A 24,875-nucleotide genomic window follows, 5' to 3' on the forward strand; every position below is an offset into this window, starting at 1 on the left:
CCGTGTGCGCGCCGACGGAGGCGGCGAAGAGCGAGCGCCCTGTGTATCACAGGTCATGCGCTTTCGCCTCCGGGCGCGTCCGGGGCGGCGTGTAGGTTAGCGGCGCAAAGTCGTCACGAGCAGCAGCAGGCCGATCAGCACCGGCTGGTGGACCATGTAGAAGCTCAGCGACCAGCGCCCGAGCACCGCGAACGGATGCAAGGCCTTCGGCAGCGCGCCGGTGACCCACTCGCGCCGGTTCGCGAGCACCCATTGGCCGGCGGCCAGGCCCCACCACATCACGCCGATCCACGGCAGCACCGGCACGTAGTCCTCGGTCACCGGCTTGTGCGTGATCAGGCCGACCCAGTTGGTCAGGCGGGTGTCGAAGAACGGCAGCTGCACCAGCCGGGGCAAGGCGATGGCGACGGCACCCATCAACCACAGCCAGCGCCGGGCGTTCGCGGTCAGGCGCGTGACGATCAGCATCAGCGCGATGCCGTGCAGCACGCCGAAGTAGATGAAGCTGCGCGGGAACATCAGGTAGGAGCCGGCGCTGACCAGCAGCGCGCAACCCGCCACCTGCGCCCAGCGGCGCCAGAAACGCGGCCAGCGCTGGCCCTGCTCCCAGGCGACCGCCTGGCCGAAGCCGGCGCAGAACAGGAACAGCGTGACGATGCAGGTGCGCTGCACCAGCCAGAACGGGTCCGACGTGAAGCTCTGCCGGATGAAGTGGTAGTAGTTCAGGTCGAAGCAGAAGTGGAACGCCGCCATCCACAGGATGGCGACCGCGCGCAGCGCATCGAGCCGATCGAAACGGGAGGGTGGGGAAGACGGGGAAAGCGGGCTCATAGGGCTCGGGATTGTGCAAGAGCCGGGTGCACGCCCGGATGTCCGACCCCGGGAAAGTCCCAGGTTCATGTTCTATTGTTAGAACATTAATGAAACATTAACATCGCGCTCGCTTGCCGATCGGCTTGATTCGTCAGGCTTCATAAATCTGATCCCCCAGGAGACATGCATGTCGATTTCCCAACGTACCGTGCGCGGCTTGAGCCTCGCGATGATGGCCGCCGGCCTGATGACTGCCACGCTGGCGCAAGCCGGTGAGGTCGAAGTCCTGCACTGGTGGACCTCGGGCGGCGAAGCCAAGGCGGCTGCCGAACTGAAGGCCACGATGCAGGCCAAGGGCCACACCTGGAAGGACTTCGCGGTTGCCGGCGGTGGTGGCGATTCGGCGATGACGGTGCTGAAGTCGCGTGTCGTGTCGGGCAATGCCCCGGCCGCGGCCCAGATCAAGGGCCCGTCGATCCAGGAGTGGGCCAAGGAAGGCGTGCTCGCCAACATGGACGACGTCGCCAAGGCCAACAAGTGGGACGACCTGCTGCCCAAGGCCATCGCCGACGGCCTCAAGTACCAGGGCCACTACGTCGCCGCACCGGTCAACGTGCACCGCGTGAACTGGCTGTGGGTCAACCCGGAAGCCTTCAAGAAGGCCGGCGCCAAGGTGCCGACCACCTGGGACGAGTTCTTCGTCGCCGCTGAAGCGCTGAAGAAGGCCAACATCGTCCCGATCGCCCACGGCGGCCAGAACTGGCAGGACTTCACCACCTTCGAAGCCGTCGCGCTGGGCGTCGGCGGCACCGAGTTCTACAAGAAGGCCCTGGTGCAGCTCGACGCCGGCTCGCTGAAGAGCGCGACGATGGACAAGGTGCTGACGACCTTCCGCAAGGTCAAGGGCTATACCGACAAGAACGCCCCGGGCCGCGACTGGAACCTGGCGACCGCCATGGTCATCAAGGGCGAAGCCGGCATGCAGATCATGGGCGACTGGGCCAAGGGCGAATTCCTGGCCGCCGGCAAGGTCCCGGGCAAGGACTTCACCTGCGTCGCCGCCCCCGGCACGTCGAAGGCCTACACCTACAACGTGGACAGCTTCGCGCTGTTCAAGCTGAAGGACCCGGCGAACCAGAAGGCCCAGCAGGACCTGGCCGCCGCGATCATGTCGCCGGAATTCCAGGAAGTGTTCAACCTGAACAAGGGTTCGATCCCGGTTCGCCTGAACATGGACCTGAAGAAGTTCGACGACTGCGCGAAGACCTCGGCGGCCGACTTCGTGTCGACCTCGAAGTCGGGCTCGCTGGTGCCGTCGATCGCCCACGGCATGGCCGTTCCTTCGGCCGCCGAAGGCGCGATCAAGGACGTGGTGTCGCAGTTCTGGAACGACGACAAGATCACGTCGGCCCAGGCTCAGGACCGCCTGGTCGCTGCTGCGAAGACCAAGTAATCCTGCGGTCATAGACCTGCCTTGGACGGCGCCCTTCGGGGCGCCGTCTTCCTGTTGCACGGGGATGGCGCACCATTCGCGTCTCACCCGGTTTGCCTGCCCATGAAATCCTCCGCCTCTGTCCGCCTCAGCCAGTGGATGCCCAAGCTGGTCGTCGCTCCGTCGTTCCTGCTGGCCTTCTTCTTCATCTACGGCCTGATCGCGTGGAACGGCTACCTGTCGGTGTCGGCCTCGCGCCTGCTGCCCAACTACGAATTCGTCGGGCTCGCGCAGTACGCCAACCTGTTCGAGAGCGAACGCTGGTGGGTCGCGCTGAAGAACCTCGGCATCTTCGGCAGCCTGTTCATCTTCTTCGGCATGGCCATCGGCCTGCTGCTGGCCATCCTGCTCGACCAGAAGATCCGCGTCGAAGGGGTGCTGCGCACCGTCTACCTCTACCCGATGGCGCTGAGCTTCATCGTCACCGGCACCGCCTGGAAGTGGATCCTGAACCCCGGCCTCGGCCTCGAGAAGGTCCTGCAGGGCTGGGGCTTCGAGAACTTCCATTTCAGCTGGCTGATCGACCCCGACATGGCGATCTACACCGTGGTGATCGCGGGCGTCTGGCAGAGCGCCGGCTTCGTGATGGCGCTGTTCCTCGCCGGGCTGCGCGGCATCGACGACTCGATCCTGAAGGCCGCGCAGATCGACGGCGCGAGCCTGCCGCGCATCTACTGGCGCATCATCATCCCGAGCCTGCGGCCGGTCTTCTTCAGCACGCTGATGGTGCTGAGCCACCTGGCGATCAAGAGCTTCGACCTGGTGATGGCGCTGACCGCCGGCGGCCCCGGCTACGCGACCGACATGCCTGCCACCTTCATGTACACGATGGCGTTCTCGCGCGGCCAGATCGGCCTGGGCGCGGCATCGGCCACGGTCATGCTGGCCACCGTGGCGGCGCTGGTCGTGCCCTACCTGTATTCGGAACTGCGCGCCAAGCGCTGAGCGGTCGCTGAGAGAACAAGACATGGGAAACAAATTCAACTGGCACCGCGCGGCGCTGTGGTCCGTGCTGCTGCTGTTCGCGCTGGTCTTCCTGATGCCGATGTACGTGATGCTCACGACCTCGCTGAAGGACATGAACGAGGTGCGCGAGGGCAACCTGCTGTCGCTGCCCTCCGCGCCCAGCTTCGCGTCGTGGGCCAAGGCCTGGTCGAGCGCCTGCACCGGCATCGACTGCGGCGGCCTGAAGCCGTTCTTCTTCAACTCGGTGCTGATGGTGCTGCCGGCAGTGGCGGTGTCGACCTCGCTCGGCGCGATCAACGGCTACGTGCTGAGCAAGTGGCGCTTCCGCGGCAGCGAGTTCATGTTCGCGATGATGCTGTTCGGCATGTTCATGCCGCTGCAGGTGGTGCTGCTGCCGATGTCGCAGGTGCTGGGCTGGTTCGGCATCGCGAGCTCGATCTGGGGGCTGGTGGCGGTGCACATCATCGCCGGCCTGCCGTCGACCACCCTCTTCTTCCGCAACTACTACGTCGGCCTGCCCGACGAGCTGATCAAGGCGGCGATGCTGGACGGCGCGGGCTTCTGGCGCATCTTCTGGCGCATCGTGCTGCCGCTGTCGACGCCGATCGTGGTGGTCACGCTGATCTGGCAGTTCACGAACATCTGGAACGACTTCCTGTTCGGCGTGGTGTTCTCGGGCGGCGCGTCCAAGCCGATCACGGTCGGCCTGAACAACCTGGCCAACACCTCGAGCGCGGTGAAGGAATACAACGTCGACATGGCGGCCGCGATGATCGCCGCGCTGCCGACGCTGTTCGTCTACATCGTCGCAGGCAAATACTTCGTGCGCGGCCTCACGGCCGGCGCCGTCAAGGGCTGAACGGCCCGGGCTTCACAGAGAAAACGTCATGGGTGCACTTTCAATTCGCAACGTCCGCAAGAGCTACGGCCCGGTGGAGATCCTCAAGGGCATCGACATCGAGGTCGAGAACGGCGAGTTCCTGATCCTGGTCGGCCCGTCCGGCTGCGGCAAGAGCACGCTGCTGTCGATGATCGCCGGGCTGGACACCCCCACCACCGGCACCATCCACATCGCCGACCGCGACGTGACCTACGCGCTGCCGAAGGACCGCGACATCGCGATGGTGTTCCAGAGCTACGCGCTGTACCCGAACATGAACGTCGGGCAGAACATCGCGTTCGGGCTGGAGATGCGCAACGTGCCGAAGGCGCAGCGCCAGGAGGCGATCCAGCGCGTCTCGAAGATGCTGCAGATCGAGCACCTGCTGGACCGCAAGCCGGGCCAGCTGTCGGGCGGCCAGCGCCAGCGCGTGGCGATGGGCCGCGCGCTCGCCCGCAACCCGAAGCTGTTCCTGTTCGACGAGCCGCTGTCGAACCTGGACGCGAAGCTGCGTGTCGAGATGCGCGCCGAGATCAAGCTGCTGCACCAGCGCACCAAGACCACGACCGTCTACGTGACGCACGACCAGGTCGAGGCGATGACGCTGGGCGACCGCATCGCGGTGATGCGCGACGGCCTGGTGCAGCAGTTCGGCACGCCGGACGACATCTACTCGCGCCCGGCGACCCGTTTCGTGGCCGAGTTCATCGGCTCGCCGGCGATGAACATCATCGACAGCCAGCGCGCGTCCGACGGCCTGGCGGCGCAGGGCGTGACGCTGCTGCTCAACGATGCGCAGCGCGGCGCGCTGCAGGCGGCGAATGCCGCCGGCATCAGCTACGGGCTGCGGCCGGAGAGCCTGTCGTTCGCCGAACAAGGCCTGCCGGGCACCATCAGCATGCTGGAGCCGACCGGGCCGGAAACCTATGCGATGGTCGACACCGCGGTCGGCAAGCTGACGGCGCGCGTGGCCGGCAAGGTGCACCAGCATGTGGGCGACAACGTGCACCTGCGCTGGCAACCGGAAGATGCGCACCTGTTCGACGCGAAGAGCGAGCAGCGCGTGGTGGGATGAAGCGCGTGGTGTGACAGCGTGACCGTCCGCAAGGGCGCGGCGAGGAGGCAGGACATGACACCGATCATCGACTTCCGCTCACCCGACTTCCTGCGGCGGCACATCCTGCACACGATGTCGTTCTACGAGGGCCGCAGCCGCGACCCGAGCGGCGGCTTCTACCATTTCTTCAACGACGACGGCACGGTCTGCGACCGCGAGACGCGCCACCTCGTCGGCAGCGCGCGCTTCGCGATCAACCATGCGATGGCGGCACGGCACTTCGGCCGGCCGGAATGGCGCGAGGCCACGCGCCACGGGCTGCGCTTCCTTCGCGATGCGCACCGCGACGCCGACACTGGCGGCTACGCCTGGCGGATTCGCTGGCACGGCGCCGGCGGCAACTACGGCGAGCGCGACGTGCTCGACGCGAGCAACCACTGCCACGGCCTGGCGCTCGTGCTGCTGGCGCATGCGCATGCGTTGATGGCCGGCATCGACGATGCGCGGCTCGGGCTGCACGAGACCTTCGGGCTGATGGAGCAGCACTTCTGGGAGCCGGCGCATGGGCTGTATGCCGATGAAGCGAGCGCCGACTGGAAGCTCGCGCCGTACCGCGGGCAAAGCGCGAACCTGCACGCCTGCGAGGCGATGCTGGCGGCCTTCGAGGCAACCGGCGAGGCGCGCTTCCTCGACCGGGCGCAGACGCTGGCCCGCTCGGTGACGCAGCGGCTTGCCGGGCTGGCGCAGGGGCTGGTCTGGGAGCACTACCGGCTCGACTGGTCGATCGACCGGGACGATCATGGCGACGGTACGCGTCCGCGCTGCTTCCAGACCGGGCACCATGCGACGTGGGCGAAGCTGTTGCTGGTGCTGGACCGGCATCGGGCGAGCGACTGGCTGCTGCCGAGGGCGCGCGAGCTGTTCGCCGCCGCGACGCAGCACGGCTGGGACGCGAAGCACGGCGGCTTGTTCCGCGGCTTCGGACCGGACCCTGCGGTCGTCGACCACGACAAGCATGCCTCGGTGCAGGCGGAGGCACTGGGCGCCGCCGCCTGCCTGGCGGTGCGCACCGGCGAGGGCGGCTACTGGGATTGGTACGACCGCGTCTGGGAGCACAGCTGGACGCACTTCGTCGACCACGAGCATGGGGCGTGGTACCGGATCCTGTCGCACGACAACCGCCGGCCCGGCGACGAGAAGCGCGCGGCCGGGAAGACGGATGCCGACACGATGGGGGCTTGCTACGAGGTGCTGCGCGCGTTGGAGGGCTGATCCTGCTGTCAGCGGATCAGTTCGAAGAGGCGAACGAAGCCGAGCAGCACGGCACCCCGTGGGGGTCAACCGCTCCAGATGAACCGCTTGCAGGTGCCCGAACTCAGCGATTCAACGCTCGCCGCGCGGCGAACGACAGCGCATCGACGAGCGCCACCAGCGCGATCATCGCGAGCAGCACGGTGCAGGTCTCGTGCATCTGGAACAGGCCGAGGTGGAAGTACAGCATCTGCCCCAGGCCGCCGGCGCCGACCACGCCCAGCACGGCGGCGGCGCGGATGTTGTTCTCCCAGCGGTACAGGCTGTACGACAGCAGCTGCGGCAGCACCTGCGGCAAGGTCGCCCACAGGAAGACGCGCAGGCGGTCGGTGCCGGGCACCCGCAACGCCAGGGCCGGGCCGGGCGCGGCGTTCTCGATGCTCTCGGCAAACAGGCGGCCCAGCACGCCGGTCGTGTGCAGGGCCAGCGCCAACGTGCCGGGGAACGGGCCCAGGCCGGCGGCGATCAGCAACAGCGAGGCCCACACCAGCTCGGGGATCGAACGCAGCGCGTTCAGCAGCAGGCGCGCGCTGCCATGCACCGCGCGCGCCGCGGCGCCGCCGCGCGCACTCGCCGGCAAGGCCAGGCACAGGCCGGCCCCCGCCGCGAGCACGGTGCCGAGCAAGGACATCGCCAGCGTCTCGCCCGCCGCGACCAGCGTGCGGCGCAGGAACGCAGGGGCGGTCTCCGGCGGGAAGAAGCTCGCGCCGAACGCCGCCAGCTTCGCCAGTTCGGCCGGCGCGAGGAACTCGCGCCAATGCAGGTCGAGCGTCGCGAAACTGGCCACCACCAGCGCCAGCACGCCGGCCAGCACCAGCAGCCCGCGGCGGCGCGATGCGCTCGGGGGTGGCAACACGCCGGGCTCGCGCATCGCCGTCATCCCATCACCCGCCGCAGCACCGCGCTCACGCGGTCGCTCAGCCACACCAGCGCGACGAACACCAGCAGGATGGCGCTCACTTCACTGCCGGCGAACACCTTCGTGGCGCTGTCGAGCAGCTGGCCCAGGCCGCCCGCACCGACGAACCCGAGCACGACCGACGAACGGATCGCGCACTCCCAGCGGTACACCGTGTAGCTGACCAGCTCGCCGGCGCATTCCGGCAGCGCGCCGAACAGCAAGGCCTGCAACCGCCCGCTGCCGTTGCGCAGCAGCGCCTGCGTGGCCGCCGGGTCGCTGCTTTCGAGGATGTCGGCATACACCTTGCCGAGCATGCCGCCGTAGGTGATCGCGATCGCCAGCACGCCCGAGGTCGGCCCCAGGCCCACGGCCCGCACGAACAACAGCGCCCACACCAGCTCGGGGATCGAGCGCAGCACCACCAGCACCCAGCGCACCACCTGCCGCAACGCCGCGGGCAGCGGCCGCATCGGCGCGGCCAGGCCGCTGAGCGACAGGCGTGCCGTCGACAGCAGCGCCAGCGGCACCGCCAGCAGCCACGCGAGCGCCAGGCCGGCGGTCGCGATCGCGACGGTGCGCCAGGTCTCGCGCAACAGCTCGGCCAGGAAATCGGCATCGTGCTTCGGCGGCACGAAATCGGAGACGAACTTCCAGGTCGCGCCGAGGCTGCGGGCGTCCAGCAAGGTCGCCGGGTTGAACTCGGTCCACACCAGCACCGGCCACGCCAGCACGGCCACCACCAGCAGCCACGACACCCTGCGCAGCAGCGCCGGGTCGTGCAGCGCGGCACCGGTCGGACGCACGGCCTGCTGCATCACCGGCACATGCTCTCGGGCAACGCGTCGGCCGCCGGCAGCGGATCGGCCGGCGCGGCCCCCGGCAGCTCGCCGGCGTACAGCTCGCGCAAGCCCGCGTCGTCAAGCCCGGCGGCCGGGCCGTCGTACACGCAGACGCCGGCACGCAGCGCGACGATGCGCTCGAAGCGTTCGCGCGCCACGTCCACCTGGTGCAGGCTGCAGACCAGCGTGCGGCCGTCGCGCCGCGCGGCGCCGAGCAGCGCATCGATCACGCCGCGCGCGCGGGTCGGGTCCAGCGCCGACAGGGGCTCGTCGACCAGCCACAGGCCGGCCTGCGAGACGAGCGCGCGCGCCAGCCCGACGCGCTGCCGCTCGCCGCCCGACAGGCGATCGACGCGCAGCCACAGCTTGTCGGCCAGGCCGACCTCGGCGAGCGCCGCCTGCGCAAGCCCGGTGTCGCGCGGGCTCCACAGCGTGCGCAGGCTCTGCAGCAGCCCCATCGCCGGCAGCCGACCGGCCAGCACCGCGGTCACGACGCGCTGGCGCGGTGGCAGCGGCGGCACCTGCGGCGCGAGGAACAGGCGGCCGCGCAGGCGGCGCAGTTCACCGGTCGACATCGACCACGGATCGCGGCCGAACAGCGACACGCTGCCGCCCGCCGGCCGCACCGCGCAGGCGAGCGCCATCAGCAGGCTGGTCTTGCCCGCGCCCGATGCGCCGATCACCGCGACCTGCTCGCCTTGCGCGATGCGCAGGTCGAGCCCGCGCAACGCGAGCCCGGGCACGCCCGGCGCGGCCGGGGCCGACAGCGCGCGCAGCTCGACGGCCGCTGCAGCGTCGTTCACTTCAGCAGGCCGGCGTTCTCTGCCGCGGCCTTGATGCCGACGTAGTTCTCGGGCTTGGTCGCGACGAAGCGGGTTGCGCGCTGCAGGCCCAGGATCTCCTTGCCTTCCGGCGTGGCCGGGTCGAGCGCGAGGAAGGCCTGCTGGATCTTGTTGCGCAGGTCGGCCGGCATGTCGGCATGCACCGTCCAGTTGTAGTCGTAGTACGCCGGCGTCGTGAAGAACACCTTCACCTGGCTGGTGTCGACCTTCTTGTCGGCGACGAACTTCTCCCACACCGAGATGTTCAGCGCGCCGGCGTCGACCTTGCCGCTCACCACCGCGGCGATCGTCGCGTCGTGCGCGCCCGAGAAGCTGACCCGCTTCAGGTCGGCGTCGGGGTTGATCTTCGCGGCCAGCAGGAAGCTGCGCGGCATCAGGTGCCCCGAGGTGCTCGATGCCGAGCCGAAGCTCAGCGTCCTGCCCTTCAGGTCTTCCAGCTTCGCGATGCCGCTCTTCGCATCGGTGATGAAGACCGAGCGGAAGCGCTCGTCTTCCTCGCGCTGCACCAGCGGGATCACCTTGCCGTTCGAGCGCACGCTCGCCTGCACGAACGTGAAGCCGCCGAACCAGGCCAGGTCGATCTTGCGGTTGACCACCGTCTCGACGGCCGCCGCGTAGTCGGTCACCGGCGTCCACTCGACCTTCATGCCGAGCTTCGCTTCGAGGTACTTGCCGAGCGGCGCGAACTTGCGCGCCAGCTCGGTCGGCGATTCGTCGGGAATGGCGGTGACGCGCAGCACGCCGGGCGTCGCGGTCTGTGCCATCGCGGTGCCGGCGGCCAGCGCCAGCGGCACGGTCAGCGAGAGGGCGGCGAGCAGGCGTTGGATCGAAGAGGTCATGTCGGGTCCTGGAGGTTCGGAGACAGAGGAAAAAAATCGGGCTGGAGCGCTCAGGGCAGCGACGCGACTCGCCGTGCGAGCGCCGCGATGCCGTCGGGCGAGAGGTCGTCGGTCTCGACGCGCTGCGCCTGGCCGAGGCGTTCGAGCTGGCGCCCCTGCGAGCGCGCATACAGCGGATCGTAATGCTGGGCCATCAGCGCTTCGAACAAGGGCGGCAGCTCGCGCTGCAGCGCCCAGGCCTGCCAGGTCGCCAGCGTCTCCTTCGGCAGCAGCTCGCGCAGGCCGCCGAGCTTGTCGGCCAGGCGCCGGGGGTCGTCGCCCAACCAGGCGTAGTCGCGCAGCAGGTAGGCGAGCCGTGCCTCGCGGGTGGCCGCGATCTCGACGATGGGACTGGCCCGCAGCCGCCGCAGCAGCGGCTCGGGCACGGTGAGCCGGCCGATGCGGCGGCTCTCGGCCTCGACCCAGATGCGGCGCGACGGATCGAGGCCGTCGAGCGCATGCAACAGCTGCGTCTCGAAGGCCTTCTGCGACGGCTGCTCGGTGCCGGGCAGGTCGCCGAGCACCGAGCCGCGGTGCGCGGCCAGCGCCTCGAGGTCGAGCACCTGTTCGCCCTGCTGCGCCAGCGCATGCAGCACGCGCGTCTTCGCGCTGCCGGTCGGGCCGCACAGCACGCGCAGCGGCAGCGCCGGAGCGCGGCTGGCCAGCTCGCTGATGACATGCGCGCGCCATGCCTTGTAGCCGCCCTTCAGCTGCTGCGCGTCCCAGCCGACCAGCCGCAGCCAGTTGACGAAGCTGCCGCTGCGCATGCCGCCGCGCCAGCAGTACAGCAGCGGACGCCAGTCGCGCGGTTTGTCGCGCATCAGCTGGTCGAGGTGGTCGGCGATGTTGCGGGCCACCATCGCGCCGCCGATCTTGCGGGCCTCGAAGGCGGACACCTGCACGTAGGTCGTGCCGACGATGCGGCGCTCGTCGTCGCTGAGCACCGGGCAGTTGATCGCGCCGGGGATGTGGTCGAGCGCGTACTCGGCCGGCGTGCGCACGTCGATCAGCACGCTGAAGGCGGACAGGTCCTCGACCGTGGTGGGCTTGTGGCTCAAGGGCGTGCCCCGGGGTGCTTTTTGATCGACACTTCAACGATGACCGAACCCATTCGACTCACTTCCTTCTCGCATGGCGGTGGCTGCGGCTGCAAGATCGCACCCGGCGTGCTGGCCGACATCCTGGCGCGCGCGCCGCAAGGCCTGGTGCCGCCCGAACTGATGGTGGGCACCGAGACCGCGGACGACGCGGCCGTGTACCGGCTGAACGACCGGCAGGCGCTGGTGGCCACCACCGACTTCTTCACGCCGATTGTCGACGACCCGCGCGACTTCGGCCGCATCGCGGCGACGAATGCGATTTCCGACATCTACGCGATGGGCGGCACGCCGATCATGGCGCTCGCGCTGGTCGGCATGCCGCTCGACAAGCTGCCGCCGGCGGTCATCGGCGCGATCCTCGAAGGCGGCGCGAGCATCTGCCGCGAGGCGGGCATCCCGATCGCTGGCGGGCATTCGATCGACGTGCTGGAGCCGATCTACGGGCTGGTCGCGCTCGGGCTGGTGCACCCGGACCGGGTGCGCCGCAATGCCGATGCGCGCGACGGCGACGTGCTGGTGCTGGGCAAACCGCTCGGCGTCGGCATCCTGTCGGCCGCGCTGAAGAGGGGCCTGCTCGATGCCGACGGCTACGCCGAGATGCTGCGCCACACGACGCAGCTGAACCGCGTCGGCAGCGAGCTGGGCGCGCTCGACGGCGTGCACGCGATGACCGACGTGACCGGCTTCGGGCTGGCCGGCCACCTGCTGGAGGTGTGCCGCGGCTCGCGGCTCGCGGCCGAGCTGGACTTCTCCGCGCTGCCGTTGATCGAATCGGCCGCCATCCATGCCCGCAACGGCATCGCGACCGGCGCGTCGGCGCGCAACTGGGCCGGCTATGGCGCCGACGTGACGCTCGCGCCCGAGCTGCAGCCGTGGCAGCAGGCGCTGCTCACCGATCCGCAGACGAGTGGCGGGCTGCTGGTGAGCTGCGCGCCGGAGGCGGCGGCAACGGTGCTGGAGCGCTTTCATGCCGCGGGGTTCGGGCAGGCGGCGGTGATCGGTCGCATGCGGGCGGGCGCATCGCACCTGGAAGTCATGTAGCCCGGATGCCAATCCGGGTTCTTTGCGTATCGCCGCATTCCCGGATCGGCATCCGCGCTACGAGAGGGCCTCGAACTTCTTCGCCAGGAATTCCACCAGCGCCCTCACCCGCCCCGGCACGAAGCGGCCGCTCGGCAGCAGCGCGTGCAGCGGATAGGGCTCGGTCTCCCACTCGGGCAACAGCGGCACCAGCGCACCGCTGAGCAAGTCGCCGCGGATGTCGATTTGCGACTTCAGCAGCACGCCCACGCCGGCCACCGCCCATTCGCGCGCCAGCGAGGCATCGTCGACGCTGCGGTCGCCCTTGACCCGCACGTCGACCCACTGGCCGTCGCGACCGAAGCGCCATGCTCGGAAGTTGCGCCCGCCGCGGTCGAAGGTCAGGCAGTTGTGCTGCAGCAGATCCTGCGGCGTCTGCGGCGCGGGGTGCCGGCGCAGGTAGGCGGGCGACGCGCACAGCACCGGCCGCGCCGCCACCAGCAGCCGCGCGACCATCCCTGAATCGGCCGGCGTGCCGTAGCGCAGCGCGACATCCACGTCATCGCGCACCACGTCCTTCGGCCGGTCGCCGACGCTGAGCGCCAGTTGCAGCCCAGGGTGCAGGGCCATGAATTCGCTGAACCACGGCAGCAGCGTCGTGCGCGTCAGGTCCGACGGCGCCGCGACGCGCAAGGTGCCGACGAGTGCACCGCGCTCTTCCGTCACCTGCGATTCGCCCTCGGCCAGAAGCTCGAAGGCCCGCGTCGCATAACCGAGCAACGTCTGCCCCTGTGCCGTCAGCCGCATCGCGCGCGTCGAGCGCTCGAACAGCCGCGTGCCGAGCTGCGTTTCCAGCCGCTTCAGCATCGCGCTGGCGGCCGCCGGCGTGATACCGAGTGCCGCGGCGGCGGCCGTCAGCGAGCCGCCTCGCGCGGTCTGGATCAGCACGTCGAAGTCCGCGATATTGCCAACTTTCATTTAAAATTGATACTTTCACGGCAGGCTTATCAATCGATGGTTGCGATTTTAGAGTTCAGGCCTCACCCACTGGAAGCCCCCATGAACCGCTCGCAGACCCCCCTCACCATTGCGTTCACGTCGATCGCCCGCGACGCAGCGGCGCGCCTGATCGACGCCGCCCGCGCCGCCTGCCGTGACATCGGCATCGAAGCCACCATTGCCATCACCGATGCCGGCGGTCACCTGAAGGCGCTCGACCGCACCGACGGCGCCCCGTTCCTGACCGTCGACGTCGCGGTCGACAAGGCCTGGACGGCCGCATCGTTCGGCCTCGGCACCCATGTGTGGAACGGCATCGTCAAGGACCCGGTCGTCGCGCCACTCGCGCACCGGCCGCGGCTCGTCGCGGTCGGCGGCGGCTGCCCGATCGTCCACGAAGGCCGCGTGGTCGGCGGCATCGGCATCTCGGGCGGCAACGCGCTGCAGGACCGGCAGGCCGCCGAGATCGCGTTGAAGACGCTGGGTTTCGAGATCGCGACCGCCTGAGCGCCGCCACCCGATGAAGCCCGTCCACCCCCTCGCCTCCATCGCTCTTGCCATGACCTTGCTGAACGCCCCGCTCGCCGGCGCCGCGGCCGACGCGGCCACCGACCCGGTCGCCGCCACCGCCGACTTCTTCGCGAAGATCACCGCGAAGGACCTCGATGCCGTCGTGCATTACCTGCCCGCCGAGGGCTTCACCGAGACCGTGCCGGAGTCGAAGGAGCTGCTGCACCTCGACGCGAAGGCCTTCGACGGCCTGTTCAAGTCCGGCCGGCAGATCGACCTGCGTGTCGCCGACCTGGCGCTGCAGCGTTTCGGCGACACCGCGCTCGTGACCGGCACGCGGCTGGGCGGCATCGGTGCGCCGAATGCCGCACCGGCATCGGGCCGGCTCGCGTTCACGGCGCTGTGGACGCGTGGGCCGGCGGGCTGGCAGCTGCGCCACCTGCACCTGTCGGCGCAGCCCTGAAGCGGCTCATGCCAACGGCGCGCAAGCCACGCGGAAATCGACGTGGTAGTGCTCGTCGTGCCGCACCCACGCGCGGCCCTTCATGAAGTTGACGTGCTCGCGCAGCCAGTCACCACGCGGCGTGGCCAGCAGCATCGGCAGGTACGGCGGATCGAAGATCACCATCGCGAGGCCGGACCCGTGGCGCCGTGCCGACTCCGCGAGCTGGAACAGGTGCTCGGCGATCGCCGCGAAGTCGATGCGCAGGTCATCGAAGCGCGCTGCCGCATCGAACTCGATCGAGTAGCCGAGCTTGTTCGTGAGCCCCGTCGGCAGCGGCACCGACACGCCGGCCGCATTGCGCACCGGCACGAAGAAATCGACCGACAGGCCGTTCTGGTGGCTGCGGTGCGGGCGGATGCGGCCGCCACTCGCCCAGCCGGTCTCGCCGTAGACGAAGACCGTGCCCGGCAGCGCCGTCGCGAGCTGCGCATACGCATCGACGACGATGTCGCGCACCGTCGAGTGCACGTGGGTGCGGCCGGCCGTCACGCCGAGCCGGCTGTAGGCGGCGAAGTTGGCCCCGTCCGCCGGCAGCGCAACACCCTCCTCCAGCCGCCCCTGGGCCACCGTGCCGAAGCAGCGGCTCGCGCCCCAGGACGGCAGCGCGGCTGTCGCAGCACAGCCCGCGAGCAAGGCACGGCGATGGATGCGGCTCACGCCGAAACGGCCGCGCTCTCGCCGCGCTGCCAGATCTCGTGCCGGTGGATGCCCCCCTGCGCATCGACGGCCAGGTAGCCGACGTTCTGCGACTGCAGGAACGCCAGCGCGTCGCCCTGCAACAGCATCGCGATCGTCGTCAGCGCGCCGGCGGCCAGGCAGGCGGGTGCGACCACGCTGACCGATTGCCAGTGCGACACCGGCATGCCGCTCCGCGGGTCGAGGACGTGGCAGTAGCGCACGCCTTCGTGCTCGAAGAATCGCTCGTAGTCGCCGCTGGTCGCGAGCGCGCCGTCAGCCAGATCGATGCGGGCGATCAGCGCGCGCTCGTGCCGCGGGTGCTGCACGCCGAGCACCCACGGCCGGCCGTCGGGGCGCGGGCCGATCAGGCGGATGTCGCCGCCCAGGTTGACCATGCCGTGGCGCACGCCGCGCGACTGCAGCAGCGTCGCGGCGCGGTCGGCCGCGTACTCCTTGCCGAAGCCGCCGAAGTCGAGCTCCATGCCGGCCATCGGCAGCTCGATGCGGCCCACCTGCCCCGGGCCGCGGCGCTGCCAGTGCAGCCTGGTCCAGCCGACCCGCGGCAGCAGCTGCGCAAGCTGCCCGTCGGCGGGCTGGCGGCCGGCCTTGAAATCCCAGGCCTGGCGGAGCATGCCCGAGGTGATGTCGAACAGCCCGCCGCTGCTCGCATGCAACTGCGCCGCGAAGTCGAGCAGGTCCGCCGTCTCGACATCGACCTCGACCGGCGTGCCGCTGCCGGCGGCCGCGTTGATGCGCGACACCACGCTCGCGTCGCGGTAGCGCGAGAACTTCGATTCGATGCGCCGCACCTCGTCGATCGCCTCGCGCGCCAGCGGCTCGGCCTTCTTGCGGCCGAGGCCGGCGATGCGAATCTCGCACTCGCAGGCCATCGCGCCGAAGCCGAAGCCGAGGTCGTCGGCCTGCGCCTCGGCGCGCGCCGACATCGGATGCATCGACATGGTCAGAACTTTCGGCTGATGCCGACCTGCAGCATGCGCGCCTTGAACGGCTCGAGCCCCTTCGAGCCTTCGCCGCCGGCGCGCCATTCGCCGCGCTGCTGGTAGGCCTCGCCCTTCAGGTCGACCGTCCACAGCGCGTCGACCGCCCATTGCAGCTTCAGCCCGAGCGTGAACGCACCGAAGGCCGACAGCCGCTGGTCGAGCGAGTGGGTGGCGTTGGCATCCCACCCCACCGGGAAAGGCTCGCCGAGCGTCGTGTCGTACACCGGGTCGGCATAGAACGATGCGGCGCTTTGGGTGTAGTAGCGCAGCAGCGGCGTCAGGCTGACGCCGCCGCCGACCGGCTTGACCCATTCCAGCTGCAGCGTGCTCGCCTTGACCTGCCAGCTGTCGTTGTAGGCGCGGTAGCTGCTGCGCAGCGTGGAGCCGTCGCCGGCGAAGTGGTGGTTCCAGCGCAGCAGCAGCGCGGTCTGGCGGCGCTCGCTGGGCCGCCGGTCGAGCGCCTTGTAGGGATCGTCCAGGTAGCCGGTGCTGCGGCTGTGCGTCAGGTTGGCCTGCACCAGGTCGTCGCCGGTGACGGCCTGCGTGACGCCGACGATGAAGTCGTTGGTGCGCTTGCGCTCGTCGGCGACGTTGCCGTCGTAGCCGCCGTCGGTCGGGTCGATCTTGTCGCCGGCATGGCCGAAGCCGGCGTTCCAGGTGGTGTTGTTGTCGTCGCTCGACCACGTACCGGCCAGCGAGAACGCACGCGACAGGTAGTCGTGCTCGGTCGAGTACGCGCCGCCGAGCGACAGCGACGCGCGCTGGAAGTAGCGCGTCACCTTGACGTCGCCGGCCTTGCGTTCGTCGTCCATCGTCGACGCGCCCGACACGTTGCTGTGGTAGCGCGGCGTCGCGCCCGACACGTGGTCCACCGTGGCCGTCGCCTCCAGGCCCCAGCCGGTGCCGAGCGGCGTGACGAGCAGGAAGGACGGCGAGTTCACCGTGATGCGTTTCCAGCCGGGCTGCGAGTCCTGGTAGTTCAGGAAGCGCAGGCCGACCAGGCCTTGCTCTGGAGCGCTTTCGGCGTGCGCGACGCCGGGCAGGGCCAACGCGGCGAGCACGAGGCTGCCGAGGGGGGCGTTCAATTGCATCCGCAGCCTCCGCCACCGACGCCATAGCCGCCGGACGCGTTTTCCTTGCTGGTGTAGATGTGCTGCTCGAAGCGCTGCTCCAGCGCATCGCCACCCATCGTCATCTCGGGCTTGGCCAGGTTGCCCTTCTCCCAGGCCTTGGGCACTTCGTAGTTGGCGCAGCCGGCCATGCAGCCCAGCACCAGCAGCCCGATCGCTGATTTCGTCATGGTGTTCCCCTGTCGTCGCGCGAGACTTTAACTCCCGGCGTGGAACGCTTCATGCATGCCGCAGCCCACCGTTCTGAACGCTGGAGGTTCGCGATGCTGGACAGCACCACCACGAAGTTCTCGCACGTGAAGCCGGGCGACACCGCCTGGCGCAGCGACGGGCTGCGGGATTTCTTCCTGTACCGCGACCTCGGCGTCGAGCAGGCCACCCACGGCCGGGTGCTCGCTCAGCTCGTCAAGGCCAACCTGGCACCCGAAAAGGGCACCGGCTGGCACCGTCATGAGGCGGAGTTCCACATCGTCATCATGACGAAGGGCTGGGCGAAGTTCATGTACGAGGATCGCGAGACGCTGGTCTCGGCCGGCGACTGCGTGCACCAGCGCCCCGGCATCGTGCATTACCTGTTCGACTACTCGCCCGACATGGAATACATCGAGATCGTCGGGCCGTCGGACTTCACGTCGATCGACATGCCGGCACCATGCGAGGTGCCGCCGGTGACACCCTGGACTGGCCTCTAGAACTCCATGTCCAGCTCTTCGATGTCGTCGGGCTCGGCCTTCGCGGCGGCGATCCACTCCTGCATCTCCGGCATCGCCATGATGGTCTGGCAGTAGAGGATGCACGGCTTGTTCAGCTTGACGCCATAGGTCAGGAAGCGCGTTGCGACCGGCGCGTACATCGCGTCGGCCATCGTGCGCTGCGCACCGAACAGGTACGGCCCGCCGTACAGCGCCAGGCACTCGGTCCAGATCTCGGTGATGCGGTCGATGTCCGGCTGCGCGCCGGCCCAGATCTTGTGCCCCGGATGGTGCGCCTTCAGGTTCATCGGCAGCGAGCTGCGCAGGTTCGCGAAGCCCGAGTTCATCTCGCCGCTGACCGAGCGGCAATGCGCCCGCGCGATGCGGTCCTTCGGCATCAGGCCGGCACCGGGCTTGATCTCGTCGAGGTACTGCGCGATCGCGAGCGTGTTCCACACCTTCGCGCCCTCGTGCGTCAGGCAGGGCACGCGGATCGACGGCGCGAGCAGCAGCAGCTCCTTGCGCGCGTCGGCATCGTCCGGCGACACCATCACCTCGTCGAAGTCCAGCCCGGCGAAGCGCGCCAGCAGCCAGCCGCGCAGCGACCACGACGAGTAGTTGCGGCTGCTGAGCGTCAGCGTCGCCTTCGCGGCGGTCGGCTCCGCCTTCTTCGGTGCGGGCCTGGCGGCGGGCTTCTTCGCGGCGACGGTGGACATGCGGGGCCTCCGGACCACGCGGCGGGGCGGCGTGTCGCAGCAGCATTGCAAGCGCTGTGCCACGGGCTGGCGCGCAAGTTGCTGGCTCTGCGGTGCGCGCCACCGCGCGCAGGAGAACCCATGATGTACCAGGCTTACCAGGCCCATGCCGACATGATGTGGCCGCTGCAGACGCTGGCGCGCACCGCGCTGCCGATGCTGCAGGACCCGAGCTTCGGCTGGGCGGCCTGGGCCCCCAACCGCAAGCTCGCGGCCGCCTGCGAGCTGATGGGCCTGGCACAGGTGACGCACCACCGGCCGGCGTTCGGCATCGACAGCGTGCTCGTCGCCGGCGAGCCGGTGGCCGTCACCGAGGTGGCCGCGCAGGTCACGCCGTTCGCGACGCTGCTGCACTTCCGCAAGGACACCGCCGCAACACAGCCACGGGTGCTCATCGTCGCGCCGATGTCGGGCCATTTCGCGACGCTGCTGCGCGACACCGTGCGCACGATGCTCGCCGACCACGACGTCTACATCACCGACTGGCACAACGGCCGCGAGATGCCGCTGGCGGCCGGCCCGTTCGGGCTCGACGAGTACACGCAGCACCTGATCGACTTCCTCGCGACCATCGGCGAGGGCGCGCACCTGATGGCGATCTGCCAGCCTTGCGTGAGCGCGCTGAGCGCCGTCGCGGTGATGTCGGAAGACCGTCACCCGGCCACGCCGCTGAGCCTGACGCTGATGGCCGGGCCGATCGACTGCCGCATCAGCCCGACCGAGGTCAACAAGCTCGCGACGACGCAGGACATCGCCTGGTTCGAGAAGAACCTGATCGGCACCGTGCCGTGGCGCTACCCCGGCGCCGGCCGCCGTGTCTACCCGGGCTTCGTGCAGCTGACCGCGTTCATGAGCATGAACAAGGAGCGGCACATCAACGCCTTCAAGACCTACTACGAGAACCTGGCGCACCCGGAGCCGGACGAAGACCAGCGCAAGCAGGCCGCCGCGACGCGCCACTTCTACGAGGAGTACTTCGCGGTCGCCGACCTGCCGGCCGAGTTCTACCTCGAGACGGTGCGGCTGGTGTTCCAGGAGTACGCGCTGCCGCTCGGGCAGCTGACGTTCCGCGGGCGGCCGGTGAATCCGGCCGCGATCCGCCGCACCGCGCTGCTGACGGTCGAAGGCGAGCGCGACGACATCTGCGCGCCCGGCCAGACGCTCGCCGCGCAGGACCTGTGCAGCGGGCTGCGACCGTACATGCGCACGCACTACGTGCAGGCCGGCGTCGGCCACTACGGCGTCTTCAGCGGCCGGCGCTGGCAGAACCACATCTACCCGATCGTGCGCGACGTGATCCAGGTCTCGCGCTAGCCGGCCTTCGAGAGAGTGGGCACGGCTAGAATGCCGCCTTCACCCGTCATTGGGGAGTAGCCGCCCTGCAGCACCTGCAGGGGCTTGCGTCAACACACTTGGCCCACCGGCCATGGCGCAGGCAGCAGCGACCACGTCGCCCGCCTGGCAAGACCGATGACCGTGCTGCCTCCGGAAGGGCCGGGGTCGCGGCGCGGTCATTGCGTCCACCGGCCCCGGAAAACTCTCCCCTCATGGAAGCCTTCCTCGTCTCGACCGGTGCCGTCGCGCTCGGTGAAATCGGCGACAAGACCCAACTGCTCGCGCTGCTGCTGGCCGCGAAGTTCCGGCGCCCGGTGCCGATCATCCTCGGCATCCTGGTCGCGACGCTGGTGAACCACGCGCTGGCCGGTGCGGTCGGCACCGCGATCGCGGGGTGGCTCGGGCCGGGCCCGCTGCGCTGGCTCATCGGCGGGTCGTTCATCGCGATGGCGGCGTGGATGCTGATCCCGGACAAGATCGATGACGACGAGGCCACGCCGCAGCGCTTCGGCGTGTTCGGCACCACGGCGATCGCGTTCTTCATCGCCGAGATGGGCGACAAGACGCAGATCGCGACCGTGGCACTGGCCGCGCGCTATGCCGACCTGACCGCGGTGGTGGCCGGCACGACGCTCGGGATGATGCTGGCCAACGTGCCGGCCGTGTTGCTGGGGCACCAGGCCGCGACGAAGCTGCCGATCGGGCTGGTGCACGGCATCGCGGCGGCGATCTTCGCGGTGCTGGGGCTGCTGACCTTGTTCAACGTCGGTCGGCTGTTCTGATCACTTCGCCACGAGATCGCCGAGCGCCACCTCGTCACGCACCTCCGCCGGCTTGCGCTCGCGCACCAGGTACGAGTAGACGACCGGCACGACGATCAGCGTCAGCAGCGTCGACGTGATCACCCCGCCGATGATCGCCCGCCCCATCGAGGCCTGGATCTCGCCGCCCTCGTCGAGCGCAAGCGCCAGCGGCAGCATGCCGAACACCATCGCCGCCGTCGTCATGATGATCGGGCGCATCCGCACCAGCCCGGCCTGCAGCAGCGCGTCGGCCATGCCGAGCCCCGCCTTGCGGCCGTGGTTCGCGAAGTCGACCAGCAGGATCGCGTTCTTCGTCACCAGCCCCATCAGCATCACCAGCCCGATCATCGAGAACAGGTTCAGCGTCGAGCGGGTCACCCACAGCGCGATCATCACGCCCAGCAACGCCAGCGGCAGCGACACCATGATCGCCACCGGCTGCAGGAAGCTGCCGAACTGCGAGGCCAGCACGATGTAGATGAAGATCACCGCGGCCACCAGCGCCATCAGGATGCCCGACAGCGCCTCGGCCTGGTCCTTGGTCTGCCCGCCGACGTCGAAGCGGTAGCCCGGCGGCAGCTGCGTCTCCTTGACGATCTTCTGCACGTCGGCGCCCACGTCGCCGCTCGGGCGGCCCTGCGTGCCGGCGTAGATGGCCTGGCGGCGCTGCAGGTCCTGCCGCTTGATCACCAGCGGGTTCACCACCGGCACGATGTCGGCCACGCGCGACAGCGCGATCGGCGTGCCGTCCTTCGCATACGCCACCGGCAGGTTGTCGAGCTGCGCGATGTTCTCGCGCGAGGCCTGCGGCAGCCGCAGCTCCACGTCGACCTGCTCGCCGTCGGGCGAGGTCCACCAGGTCGCGACATCGCCGTTCACATAGCTGCGCAGGCTGGCCGCCAGCTGGCTGGTGGTCAGGCCCAGCTCGCGCACCGCATCGGGCTTCAGCCGCACCGCATAGGCCGGCAGGCCGGGCTTCACCGAGGTCGTCAGGTCGGCGATGCCCTTCACCTTGGCGACCTTGTCGGCCAGGCGCTGCACCTCGGTCTCCAGCACCTGCGGATCGGGTCCGAGCAGCGCGACGTAGATCGGCTGCTGGCCAACCGTGATCTCGATGCCGGGGATCGGCTTCAGCGCCTCGCGCATCGCCGCCTCGACCTCGTTCTGCTTGCGCTTGCGCTCGTGCGGCTTCACCAGCTGGATGCTCAGCGTGGCCGAGTTGCGGCTGCCGTTGCCGGTGTCGCCGATCGTCGTCGACGTCAGGCGCACCTCGCTCATGCCGCCGATCACCTGCTCGACCTGCGCCAGCTTCGCGCTCGCGCGCTGCAGGCTGGTGCCCACCGGCAGCGTCACGTTCAGCTGGATGTAGCTGTTGTCTGCGTCGGGAATGAACTCGCTGCCGATCTGCGTCGACAGCGCGATCGCCAGCACGAAGCTGCCGACCGCGCCCCAGCCGACCACGCCGCGCGGCGTCAGCGTCGCCAGGCGCAGGCGGCGCGGCTGCGATCGGTCGCGCCGGCCCGACGCATCGAACGGGCGCCCGTACGCCGGGATCGGCGGCACGAACACGCGGTAGCGCCGGCCCGAGAACACCCAGCGGATCGTGCGCTCGTAGACGACGTGCAGCACGTCCATGCCGCGGTCGGTCCAGCGCATCAGGTGGCCGAGCACCGGCAGCTTCGCGAGGCGGTGGGTCGGCGGGTCGCGCCAGATGCTGGACAGCATCGGGTCGAGCGTGAAGCTGACGAACAGCGACACCAGCACGGCGACCGCCACCGTGACGCCGAACGGGAAGAAGAACTTGCCGATGATCCCCTTCATGAAGGCCACCGGCACGAACACCGCGCAGATCGCGAAGGTGGTGGCCATCACCGCCAGGCCGATCTCCTCGGTGCCGTCGCGCGCGGCCTGCACGTGGCTCTTGCCCATGTGCACGTGGCGCACGATGTTCTCGCGCACCACGATCGCATCGTCGATCAGCAGCCCGATGCACAGGCTCAACGCCATCATCGTCATGAAGTTCAGCGTGAAGCCGAACGCGTACACCGCGATGAACGACGAGATCACCGCGATCGGCAGCGTGAGCCCGGTGATCACCGTGCTGCGCCAGCTGTGCAGGAACAGGAAGACGATCGCGATCGTCAGCAGCGCGCCTTCGACCAGCGTGTGCTTGACGCCGCTCAGGCTGCGCTCGACCCAGTCGCTGTCGGCATACACCAGCCGCAGCTCGACACCCGGCGGCAGGCTCTTGCGCAGCTCCTCGGCGGCCTCCTTGATGGAGGCGCCGGTCTCGACGATGTTGGCGTCCTGCTGCTTGTAGACCTGGAACGAGATCGCCGGCACGCCGTCGACGCGCGACAGCGAATCGGGCTCGCGCTCGCGCTCGACCAGCTCGCCGAGGTCGGCCAGCCGCACCACCATGTTGTTGCGCGACGCGATGACCACCTCGGCAAACGCCTTGGCGTCGCGCACCTTGCCTTCGACGCGCACGATCGCGTCCTCCTTCGAGCTGCTCAGCAGTCCGACCGGCATGTCGGCGTTGGCGCGCTGCAGCGCGGCCGACACATCGGCCGGCGTCAGCTGGTAGGCGCGCAGGCGCTGCGGGTCGAGGTCGATGCGCACCTGGCGCACCGTCATGCCGCCGACGTCGACGCGCGCGACACCGGCCGAGCGCTCCAGCCGCTTGCGCACGACCTTGTCGGCCAGCAGCGAGAGTTCGCGCGCGCTGCGGTCAGGCGCCAGCAGCGACAGGTAGACGGTGGGCTGCGCGTTGTCGCCGTCGAAGCGCGAGACGAACGGCGTCTTCGCGTCGCGCGGAAACGCCGGCTGCACCGCCGCGACCTTGTCGCGCACGTCCTGCACCGCGCGCGTCATGTCGGCGCTGAGCTGGAACTCGACGACCGTCTCGCTGCGGCCCTCGAAGCTGTTCGAGCGGATCATCTTCACGCCGGCGATGCCGTTCAGCGCCAGCTCGATCGGGCGCGTCAGCTCGGTCTCGATCGCATCGGGCGAGGCGCCCGGGTAGGCGACGCTGACGAACACGATCGGCGGCGAGATGTCGGGCAGGCGCTCGACGCGCAGCTGGCTGTACGAGAACAGGCCGAGCACGCACAGCGCGGCCATGATCATCGTCGCGAAGACGGGGTTGTTGATGGAGACGCGGGTGAACCACATGGCGGTCTCCGGGGTTCAGGAACGGACGGCGGAGGCCGCGGCGCTGGCGGCCTTCGGCGCCGTGCGCTGCGTGACGATCTTCGCCGGCTGGCCTTCGCGCAGGTTGTCGAAGCGCGCGCCGAGCACCTGGGCATCGGCCGCGAGGCCCTTGCTGACCTCGATGCGGTCGCTCGCGGCGTCCTTGCGGCCGGTGATCACGATGCGGCGCACCAGCGCGTCCTTCTCGAGCGTCCAGACGAAATCCTGCCCCGAGGCCTGGCCGACCGCGCTGATGGGCAGCGTCAGGCGCGTCGTGTCGTCCGGCAGCACCACATGGGCCTGCGCATACTGGCCGGCGCGGAACAGCTCCTGGCGGTTGTCCATCACCACCACCACGCCGATCGCACGCGTGCCGGCCTCGGCGGCCGGGGCGATGCGATCGATGCGGCCCGGCACCGGCTTGCCCTGGCCTTCGACCTGCACCTGCACCGGCTGGCCGGGCTTCAGCAGCGACACCTCGTGCGTGCCGACGGTGCCGGCCAGCTCGAGCGTCGACAGGTCGACCACCGTCAGCAGCTGCTGCTCGGCACTGACCTTCTCGCCGGGCACCACATGGCGCTTGCCGACGATGCCGGAGATCGGCGCGACCAGCGCGGCTTCCTTGACGCCGACGCGCGAGGTCGCGAGCTGCGCCTGCGCCGACTTGAGCTGCGCGCGTGCCGCGTCGAGCCGGGCCTGCGACGACTGCAGCGCGGTCGACGAGATGAAGTTCTGCGCCGACAGGCCGACGTTGGCGGCATGCGTGCGTTCGGCCTCGATCAGCGCGGCCTGTGCGGATTCGACCGCGGCGGAGCGGTCGGCGACGCGGCTCTGCAGGTCGGCCAGGTCGATGTCGCCGAGCAGCTGGCCGGCCTTCACGCGGCTGCCTTCGGCCACCTTCAGCTCCAGCAGCGTGCCGGTCGCCTTGGCACGGATCACCGCGGTGCGCGGCGCGACCAGCGGGCCGGAGAACTCCACCACCAGCGGCATCGCGAGCTGCTTCGGCTGCACGATCTCGGCGGCGACGAACTCGAGCGCGACCGGCGCCGCGTCCTTCTTCGCGGCAGCCGCCTTCGAGCCGTTGCTGAGCCCGGGCACCACCGCGAGCGCGAGGCCGACGACGGCCACCGCGCCGATCGCGCCGCCCACCCAGAGTCTGCGCCGGGAGGTCCGCGA

25 protein-coding genes and 1 riboswitch are annotated in these 24,875 nt (G+C 69.6%); of the genes, 11 read left to right on the forward strand and 14 right to left on the reverse strand.

Features of this window, described 5'->3' with window-relative positions; genetic code table 11:
- Positions 1-96: 96 nt before the first annotated feature.
- A complete protein-coding gene (locus tag ASC98_RS10040) occupies positions 97-831 on the reverse strand; it encodes a heparan-alpha-glucosaminide N-acetyltransferase (RefSeq protein ID WP_056807856.1) in 735 nt (244 codons plus the stop codon).
- A 211-nt stretch (positions 832-1,042) separates the two neighbouring features.
- Here ASC98_RS10040 and ASC98_RS10045 point away from each other — a divergent pair, with 211 nt between their 5' ends.
- The 5 genes from ASC98_RS10045 to ASC98_RS10065 all read left to right on the forward strand — a co-directional run bounded on the left by ASC98_RS10045 (position 1,043) and on the right by ASC98_RS10065 (position 6,480).
- Positions 1,043-2,266, forward strand: a complete 1,224-nt coding sequence (locus ASC98_RS10045) for an ABC transporter substrate-binding protein (RefSeq protein WP_157598308.1) — start codon at positions 1,043-1,045, stop codon at positions 2,264-2,266.
- A gap of 102 nt (positions 2,267-2,368) precedes the next feature.
- The gene (locus ASC98_RS10050) at positions 2,369-3,250 is read left to right on the forward strand and encodes a carbohydrate ABC transporter permease (RefSeq protein ID WP_056807859.1); all 882 of its coding nucleotides are present in this window, start codon (positions 2,369-2,371) and stop codon (positions 3,248-3,250) included.
- Between the two features lie 22 nt (positions 3,251-3,272).
- The gene (locus ASC98_RS10055) at positions 3,273-4,130 is read left to right on the forward strand and encodes a carbohydrate ABC transporter permease (protein WP_056807861.1); all 858 of its coding nucleotides are present in this window, start codon (positions 3,273-3,275) and stop codon (positions 4,128-4,130) included.
- Between the two features lie 28 nt (positions 4,131-4,158).
- Positions 4,159-5,226 (forward strand): ABC transporter ATP-binding protein, encoded by a 1,068-nt coding sequence (locus tag ASC98_RS10060; protein ID WP_056807863.1) that lies wholly within the window; start codon positions 4,159-4,161, stop codon positions 5,224-5,226.
- A 54-nt stretch (positions 5,227-5,280) separates the two neighbouring features.
- On the forward strand, positions 5,281-6,480 hold the full coding sequence (locus tag ASC98_RS10065) for an AGE family epimerase/isomerase (RefSeq protein ID WP_056807865.1): 1,200 nt from the start codon (positions 5,281-5,283) through the stop codon (positions 6,478-6,480).
- A 103-nt stretch (positions 6,481-6,583) separates the two neighbouring features.
- Here ASC98_RS10065 and phnE read toward each other — a convergent pair whose 3' ends face one another.
- From phnE to mnmH, 5 genes are read right to left on the reverse strand one after another with little or no spacing between them, the layout of a single operon-like run.
- Positions 6,584-7,399 (reverse strand): phosphonate ABC transporter, permease protein PhnE, encoded by an 816-nt coding sequence (gene phnE / locus ASC98_RS10070; protein ID WP_082542328.1) that lies wholly within the window; start codon positions 7,397-7,399, stop codon positions 6,584-6,586.
- The gene (locus tag ASC98_RS10075; RefSeq protein WP_056808095.1) at positions 7,396-8,235 is read right to left on the reverse strand and encodes an ABC transporter permease; all 840 of its coding nucleotides are present in this window, start codon (positions 8,233-8,235) and stop codon (positions 7,396-7,398) included. Before ASC98_RS10075 ends, phnE begins: the two co-directional genes overlap by 4 nt.
- Positions 8,235-9,062, reverse strand: coding sequence for an ATP-binding cassette domain-containing protein (locus tag ASC98_RS10080; RefSeq protein ID WP_157598295.1), 828 nt, complete (start codon positions 9,060-9,062; stop codon positions 8,235-8,237). Before ASC98_RS10080 ends, ASC98_RS10075 begins: the two co-directional genes overlap by 1 nt.
- A complete protein-coding gene (locus ASC98_RS10085; RefSeq protein ID WP_056807869.1) occupies positions 9,059-9,940 on the reverse strand; it encodes a putative selenate ABC transporter substrate-binding protein in 882 nt (293 codons plus the stop codon). Before ASC98_RS10085 ends, ASC98_RS10080 begins: the two co-directional genes overlap by 4 nt.
- 50 nt (positions 9,941-9,990) lie before the next feature.
- Complete coding sequence (gene mnmH, locus ASC98_RS10090; protein WP_056807871.1) at positions 9,991-11,037, reverse strand: tRNA 2-selenouridine(34) synthase MnmH; 1,047 nt, start codon at positions 11,035-11,037, stop codon at positions 9,991-9,993.
- A 39-nt stretch (positions 11,038-11,076) separates the two neighbouring features.
- Between mnmH and selD the strand changes: the two genes are divergently transcribed.
- On the forward strand, positions 11,077-12,120 hold the full coding sequence (gene selD, locus ASC98_RS10095) for a selenide, water dikinase SelD (RefSeq protein ID WP_056807873.1): 1,044 nt from the start codon (positions 11,077-11,079) through the stop codon (positions 12,118-12,120).
- 57 nt (positions 12,121-12,177) lie between these two features.
- Here selD and ASC98_RS10100 read toward each other — a convergent pair whose 3' ends face one another.
- Positions 12,178-13,077, reverse strand: coding sequence for a LysR family transcriptional regulator (locus ASC98_RS10100; RefSeq protein WP_056807874.1), 900 nt, complete (start codon positions 13,075-13,077; stop codon positions 12,178-12,180).
- A gap of 81 nt (positions 13,078-13,158) precedes the next feature.
- On the opposite strand from ASC98_RS10100, the gene ASC98_RS10105 reads away from it, so the two are divergent.
- The gene (locus tag ASC98_RS10105) at positions 13,159-13,605 is read left to right on the forward strand and encodes a heme-binding protein (RefSeq protein WP_056807876.1); all 447 of its coding nucleotides are present in this window, start codon (positions 13,159-13,161) and stop codon (positions 13,603-13,605) included.
- 52 nt (positions 13,606-13,657) lie between these two features.
- Positions 13,658-14,071 carry a nuclear transport factor 2 family protein gene (locus tag ASC98_RS10110; RefSeq protein WP_056807878.1) on the forward strand — a complete coding sequence of 138 codons (414 nt, stop codon included), beginning with the start codon at positions 13,658-13,660 and terminating at the stop codon, positions 14,069-14,071.
- Positions 14,072-14,077: 6 nt separating this feature from the next.
- Here the strand turns inward: ASC98_RS10110 and ASC98_RS10115 are convergent, their stop codons facing one another.
- From ASC98_RS10115 to ASC98_RS10130, 4 genes are read right to left on the reverse strand one after another with little or no spacing between them, the layout of a single operon-like run.
- Positions 14,078-14,770 (reverse strand): penicillin-insensitive murein endopeptidase, encoded by a 693-nt coding sequence (locus ASC98_RS10115; RefSeq protein ID WP_082542330.1) that lies wholly within the window; start codon positions 14,768-14,770, stop codon positions 14,078-14,080.
- Positions 14,767-15,750, reverse strand: a complete 984-nt coding sequence (locus ASC98_RS10120) for an FAD:protein FMN transferase (RefSeq protein ID WP_235581219.1) — start codon at positions 15,748-15,750, stop codon at positions 14,767-14,769. The genes ASC98_RS10115 and ASC98_RS10120 overlap by 4 nt, the downstream gene beginning before the upstream one ends.
- 2 nt (positions 15,751-15,752) lie before the next feature.
- The gene (locus ASC98_RS10125) at positions 15,753-16,883 is read right to left on the reverse strand and encodes a DUF3570 domain-containing protein (RefSeq protein WP_056807882.1); all 1,131 of its coding nucleotides are present in this window, start codon (positions 16,881-16,883) and stop codon (positions 15,753-15,755) included.
- Positions 16,874-17,092 (reverse strand): DUF4266 domain-containing protein, encoded by a 219-nt coding sequence (locus tag ASC98_RS10130; RefSeq protein ID WP_056807884.1) that lies wholly within the window; start codon positions 17,090-17,092, stop codon positions 16,874-16,876. Before ASC98_RS10130 ends, ASC98_RS10125 begins: the two co-directional genes overlap by 10 nt.
- Positions 17,093-17,185: 93 nt before the next feature.
- Between ASC98_RS10130 and ASC98_RS10135 the strand changes: the two genes are divergently transcribed.
- Positions 17,186-17,614 carry a cupin domain-containing protein gene (locus tag ASC98_RS10135; RefSeq protein ID WP_056807886.1) on the forward strand — a complete coding sequence of 143 codons (429 nt, stop codon included), beginning with the start codon at positions 17,186-17,188 and terminating at the stop codon, positions 17,612-17,614.
- On the opposite strand, the gene ASC98_RS10140 is transcribed toward ASC98_RS10135, so the two are convergent.
- Complete coding sequence (locus ASC98_RS10140) at positions 17,611-18,330, reverse strand: glutathione S-transferase family protein (RefSeq protein ID WP_082542331.1); 720 nt, start codon at positions 18,328-18,330, stop codon at positions 17,611-17,613. The genes ASC98_RS10135 and ASC98_RS10140 overlap by 4 nt on opposite strands.
- A gap of 120 nt (positions 18,331-18,450) precedes the next feature.
- Here ASC98_RS10140 and ASC98_RS10145 point away from each other — a divergent pair, with 120 nt between their 5' ends.
- Both ASC98_RS10145 and ASC98_RS10150 read left to right on the forward strand, forming a co-directional pair.
- A complete protein-coding gene (locus ASC98_RS10145; RefSeq protein WP_056807888.1) occupies positions 18,451-19,683 on the forward strand; it encodes a polyhydroxyalkanoate depolymerase in 1,233 nt (410 codons plus the stop codon).
- A gap of 39 nt (positions 19,684-19,722) precedes the next feature.
- A riboswitch (yybP-ykoY riboswitch) is annotated at positions 19,723-19,853 on the forward strand.
- Between the two features lie 63 nt (positions 19,854-19,916).
- Positions 19,917-20,486: a TMEM165/GDT1 family protein gene (locus ASC98_RS10150; RefSeq protein ID WP_056807890.1), complete on the forward strand. Its 570-nt coding sequence runs from the start codon at positions 19,917-19,919 to the stop codon at positions 20,484-20,486.
- Here the strand turns inward: ASC98_RS10150 and ASC98_RS10155 are convergent, their stop codons facing one another.
- Positions 20,487-23,681, reverse strand: coding sequence for an efflux RND transporter permease subunit (locus tag ASC98_RS10155; RefSeq protein ID WP_056807892.1), 3,195 nt, complete (start codon positions 23,679-23,681; stop codon positions 20,487-20,489).
- A 15-nt stretch (positions 23,682-23,696) separates the two neighbouring features.
- The gene (locus ASC98_RS10160) at positions 23,697-24,848 is read right to left on the reverse strand and encodes an efflux RND transporter periplasmic adaptor subunit (RefSeq protein ID WP_056807894.1); all 1,152 of its coding nucleotides are present in this window, start codon (positions 24,846-24,848) and stop codon (positions 23,697-23,699) included.
- Positions 24,849-24,875 lie beyond the last annotated feature (27 nt).

The sequence above is a fragment of the Rhizobacter sp. Root1238 genome (genome assembly GCF_001425825.1).
Lineage (GTDB): Bacteria > Pseudomonadota > Gammaproteobacteria > Burkholderiales > Burkholderiaceae_C > Rhizobacter.

What these genes read in the sequence shown, in the direction of transcription:
- ASC98_RS10040 (WP_056807856.1), bottom strand. Translation starts at nt 831, where the DNA reads ATGAGCCCGCTTTCCCCGTCTTCCCCACCCTCCCGTTTCGATCGGCTC.
- ASC98_RS10045 (WP_157598308.1), top strand. Translation starts at nt 1,043, where the DNA reads ATGATGGCCGCCGGCCTGATGACTGCCACGCTGGCGCAAGCCGGTGAG.
- ASC98_RS10050 (WP_056807859.1), top strand. Translation starts at nt 2,369, where the DNA reads ATGAAATCCTCCGCCTCTGTCCGCCTCAGCCAGTGGATGCCCAAGCTG.
- ASC98_RS10055 (WP_056807861.1), top strand. Translation starts at nt 3,273, where the DNA reads ATGGGAAACAAATTCAACTGGCACCGCGCGGCGCTGTGGTCCGTGCTG.
- ASC98_RS10060 (WP_056807863.1), top strand. Translation starts at nt 4,159, where the DNA reads ATGGGTGCACTTTCAATTCGCAACGTCCGCAAGAGCTACGGCCCGGTG.
- ASC98_RS10065 (WP_056807865.1), top strand. Translation starts at nt 5,281, where the DNA reads ATGACACCGATCATCGACTTCCGCTCACCCGACTTCCTGCGGCGGCAC.
- phnE (WP_082542328.1), bottom strand. Translation starts at nt 7,399, where the DNA reads ATGACGGCGATGCGCGAGCCCGGCGTGTTGCCACCCCCGAGCGCATCG.
- ASC98_RS10075 (WP_056808095.1), bottom strand. Translation starts at nt 8,235, where the DNA reads ATGCAGCAGGCCGTGCGTCCGACCGGTGCCGCGCTGCACGACCCGGCG.
- ASC98_RS10085 (WP_056807869.1), bottom strand. Translation starts at nt 9,940, where the DNA reads ATGACCTCTTCGATCCAACGCCTGCTCGCCGCCCTCTCGCTGACCGTG.
- selD (WP_056807873.1), top strand. Translation starts at nt 11,077, where the DNA reads ATGACCGAACCCATTCGACTCACTTCCTTCTCGCATGGCGGTGGCTGC.
- ASC98_RS10100 (WP_056807874.1), bottom strand. Translation starts at nt 13,077, where the DNA reads ATGAAAGTTGGCAATATCGCGGACTTCGACGTGCTGATCCAGACCGCG.
- ASC98_RS10105 (WP_056807876.1), top strand. Translation starts at nt 13,159, where the DNA reads ATGAACCGCTCGCAGACCCCCCTCACCATTGCGTTCACGTCGATCGCC.
- ASC98_RS10110 (WP_056807878.1), top strand. Translation starts at nt 13,658, where the DNA reads ATGACCTTGCTGAACGCCCCGCTCGCCGGCGCCGCGGCCGACGCGGCC.
- ASC98_RS10120 (WP_235581219.1), bottom strand. Translation starts at nt 15,750, where the DNA reads ATGTCGATGCATCCGATGTCGGCGCGCGCCGAGGCGCAGGCCGACGAC.
- ASC98_RS10125 (WP_056807882.1), bottom strand. Translation starts at nt 16,883, where the DNA reads ATGCAATTGAACGCCCCCCTCGGCAGCCTCGTGCTCGCCGCGTTGGCC.
- ASC98_RS10130 (WP_056807884.1), bottom strand. Translation starts at nt 17,092, where the DNA reads ATGACGAAATCAGCGATCGGGCTGCTGGTGCTGGGCTGCATGGCCGGC.
- ASC98_RS10135 (WP_056807886.1), top strand. Translation starts at nt 17,186, where the DNA reads ATGCTGGACAGCACCACCACGAAGTTCTCGCACGTGAAGCCGGGCGAC.
- ASC98_RS10140 (WP_082542331.1), bottom strand. Translation starts at nt 18,330, where the DNA reads ATGTCCACCGTCGCCGCGAAGAAGCCCGCCGCCAGGCCCGCACCGAAG.
- ASC98_RS10145 (WP_056807888.1), top strand. Translation starts at nt 18,451, where the DNA reads ATGATGTACCAGGCTTACCAGGCCCATGCCGACATGATGTGGCCGCTG.
- ASC98_RS10150 (WP_056807890.1), top strand. Translation starts at nt 19,917, where the DNA reads ATGGAAGCCTTCCTCGTCTCGACCGGTGCCGTCGCGCTCGGTGAAATC.
- ASC98_RS10155 (WP_056807892.1), bottom strand. Translation starts at nt 23,681, where the DNA reads ATGTGGTTCACCCGCGTCTCCATCAACAACCCCGTCTTCGCGACGATG.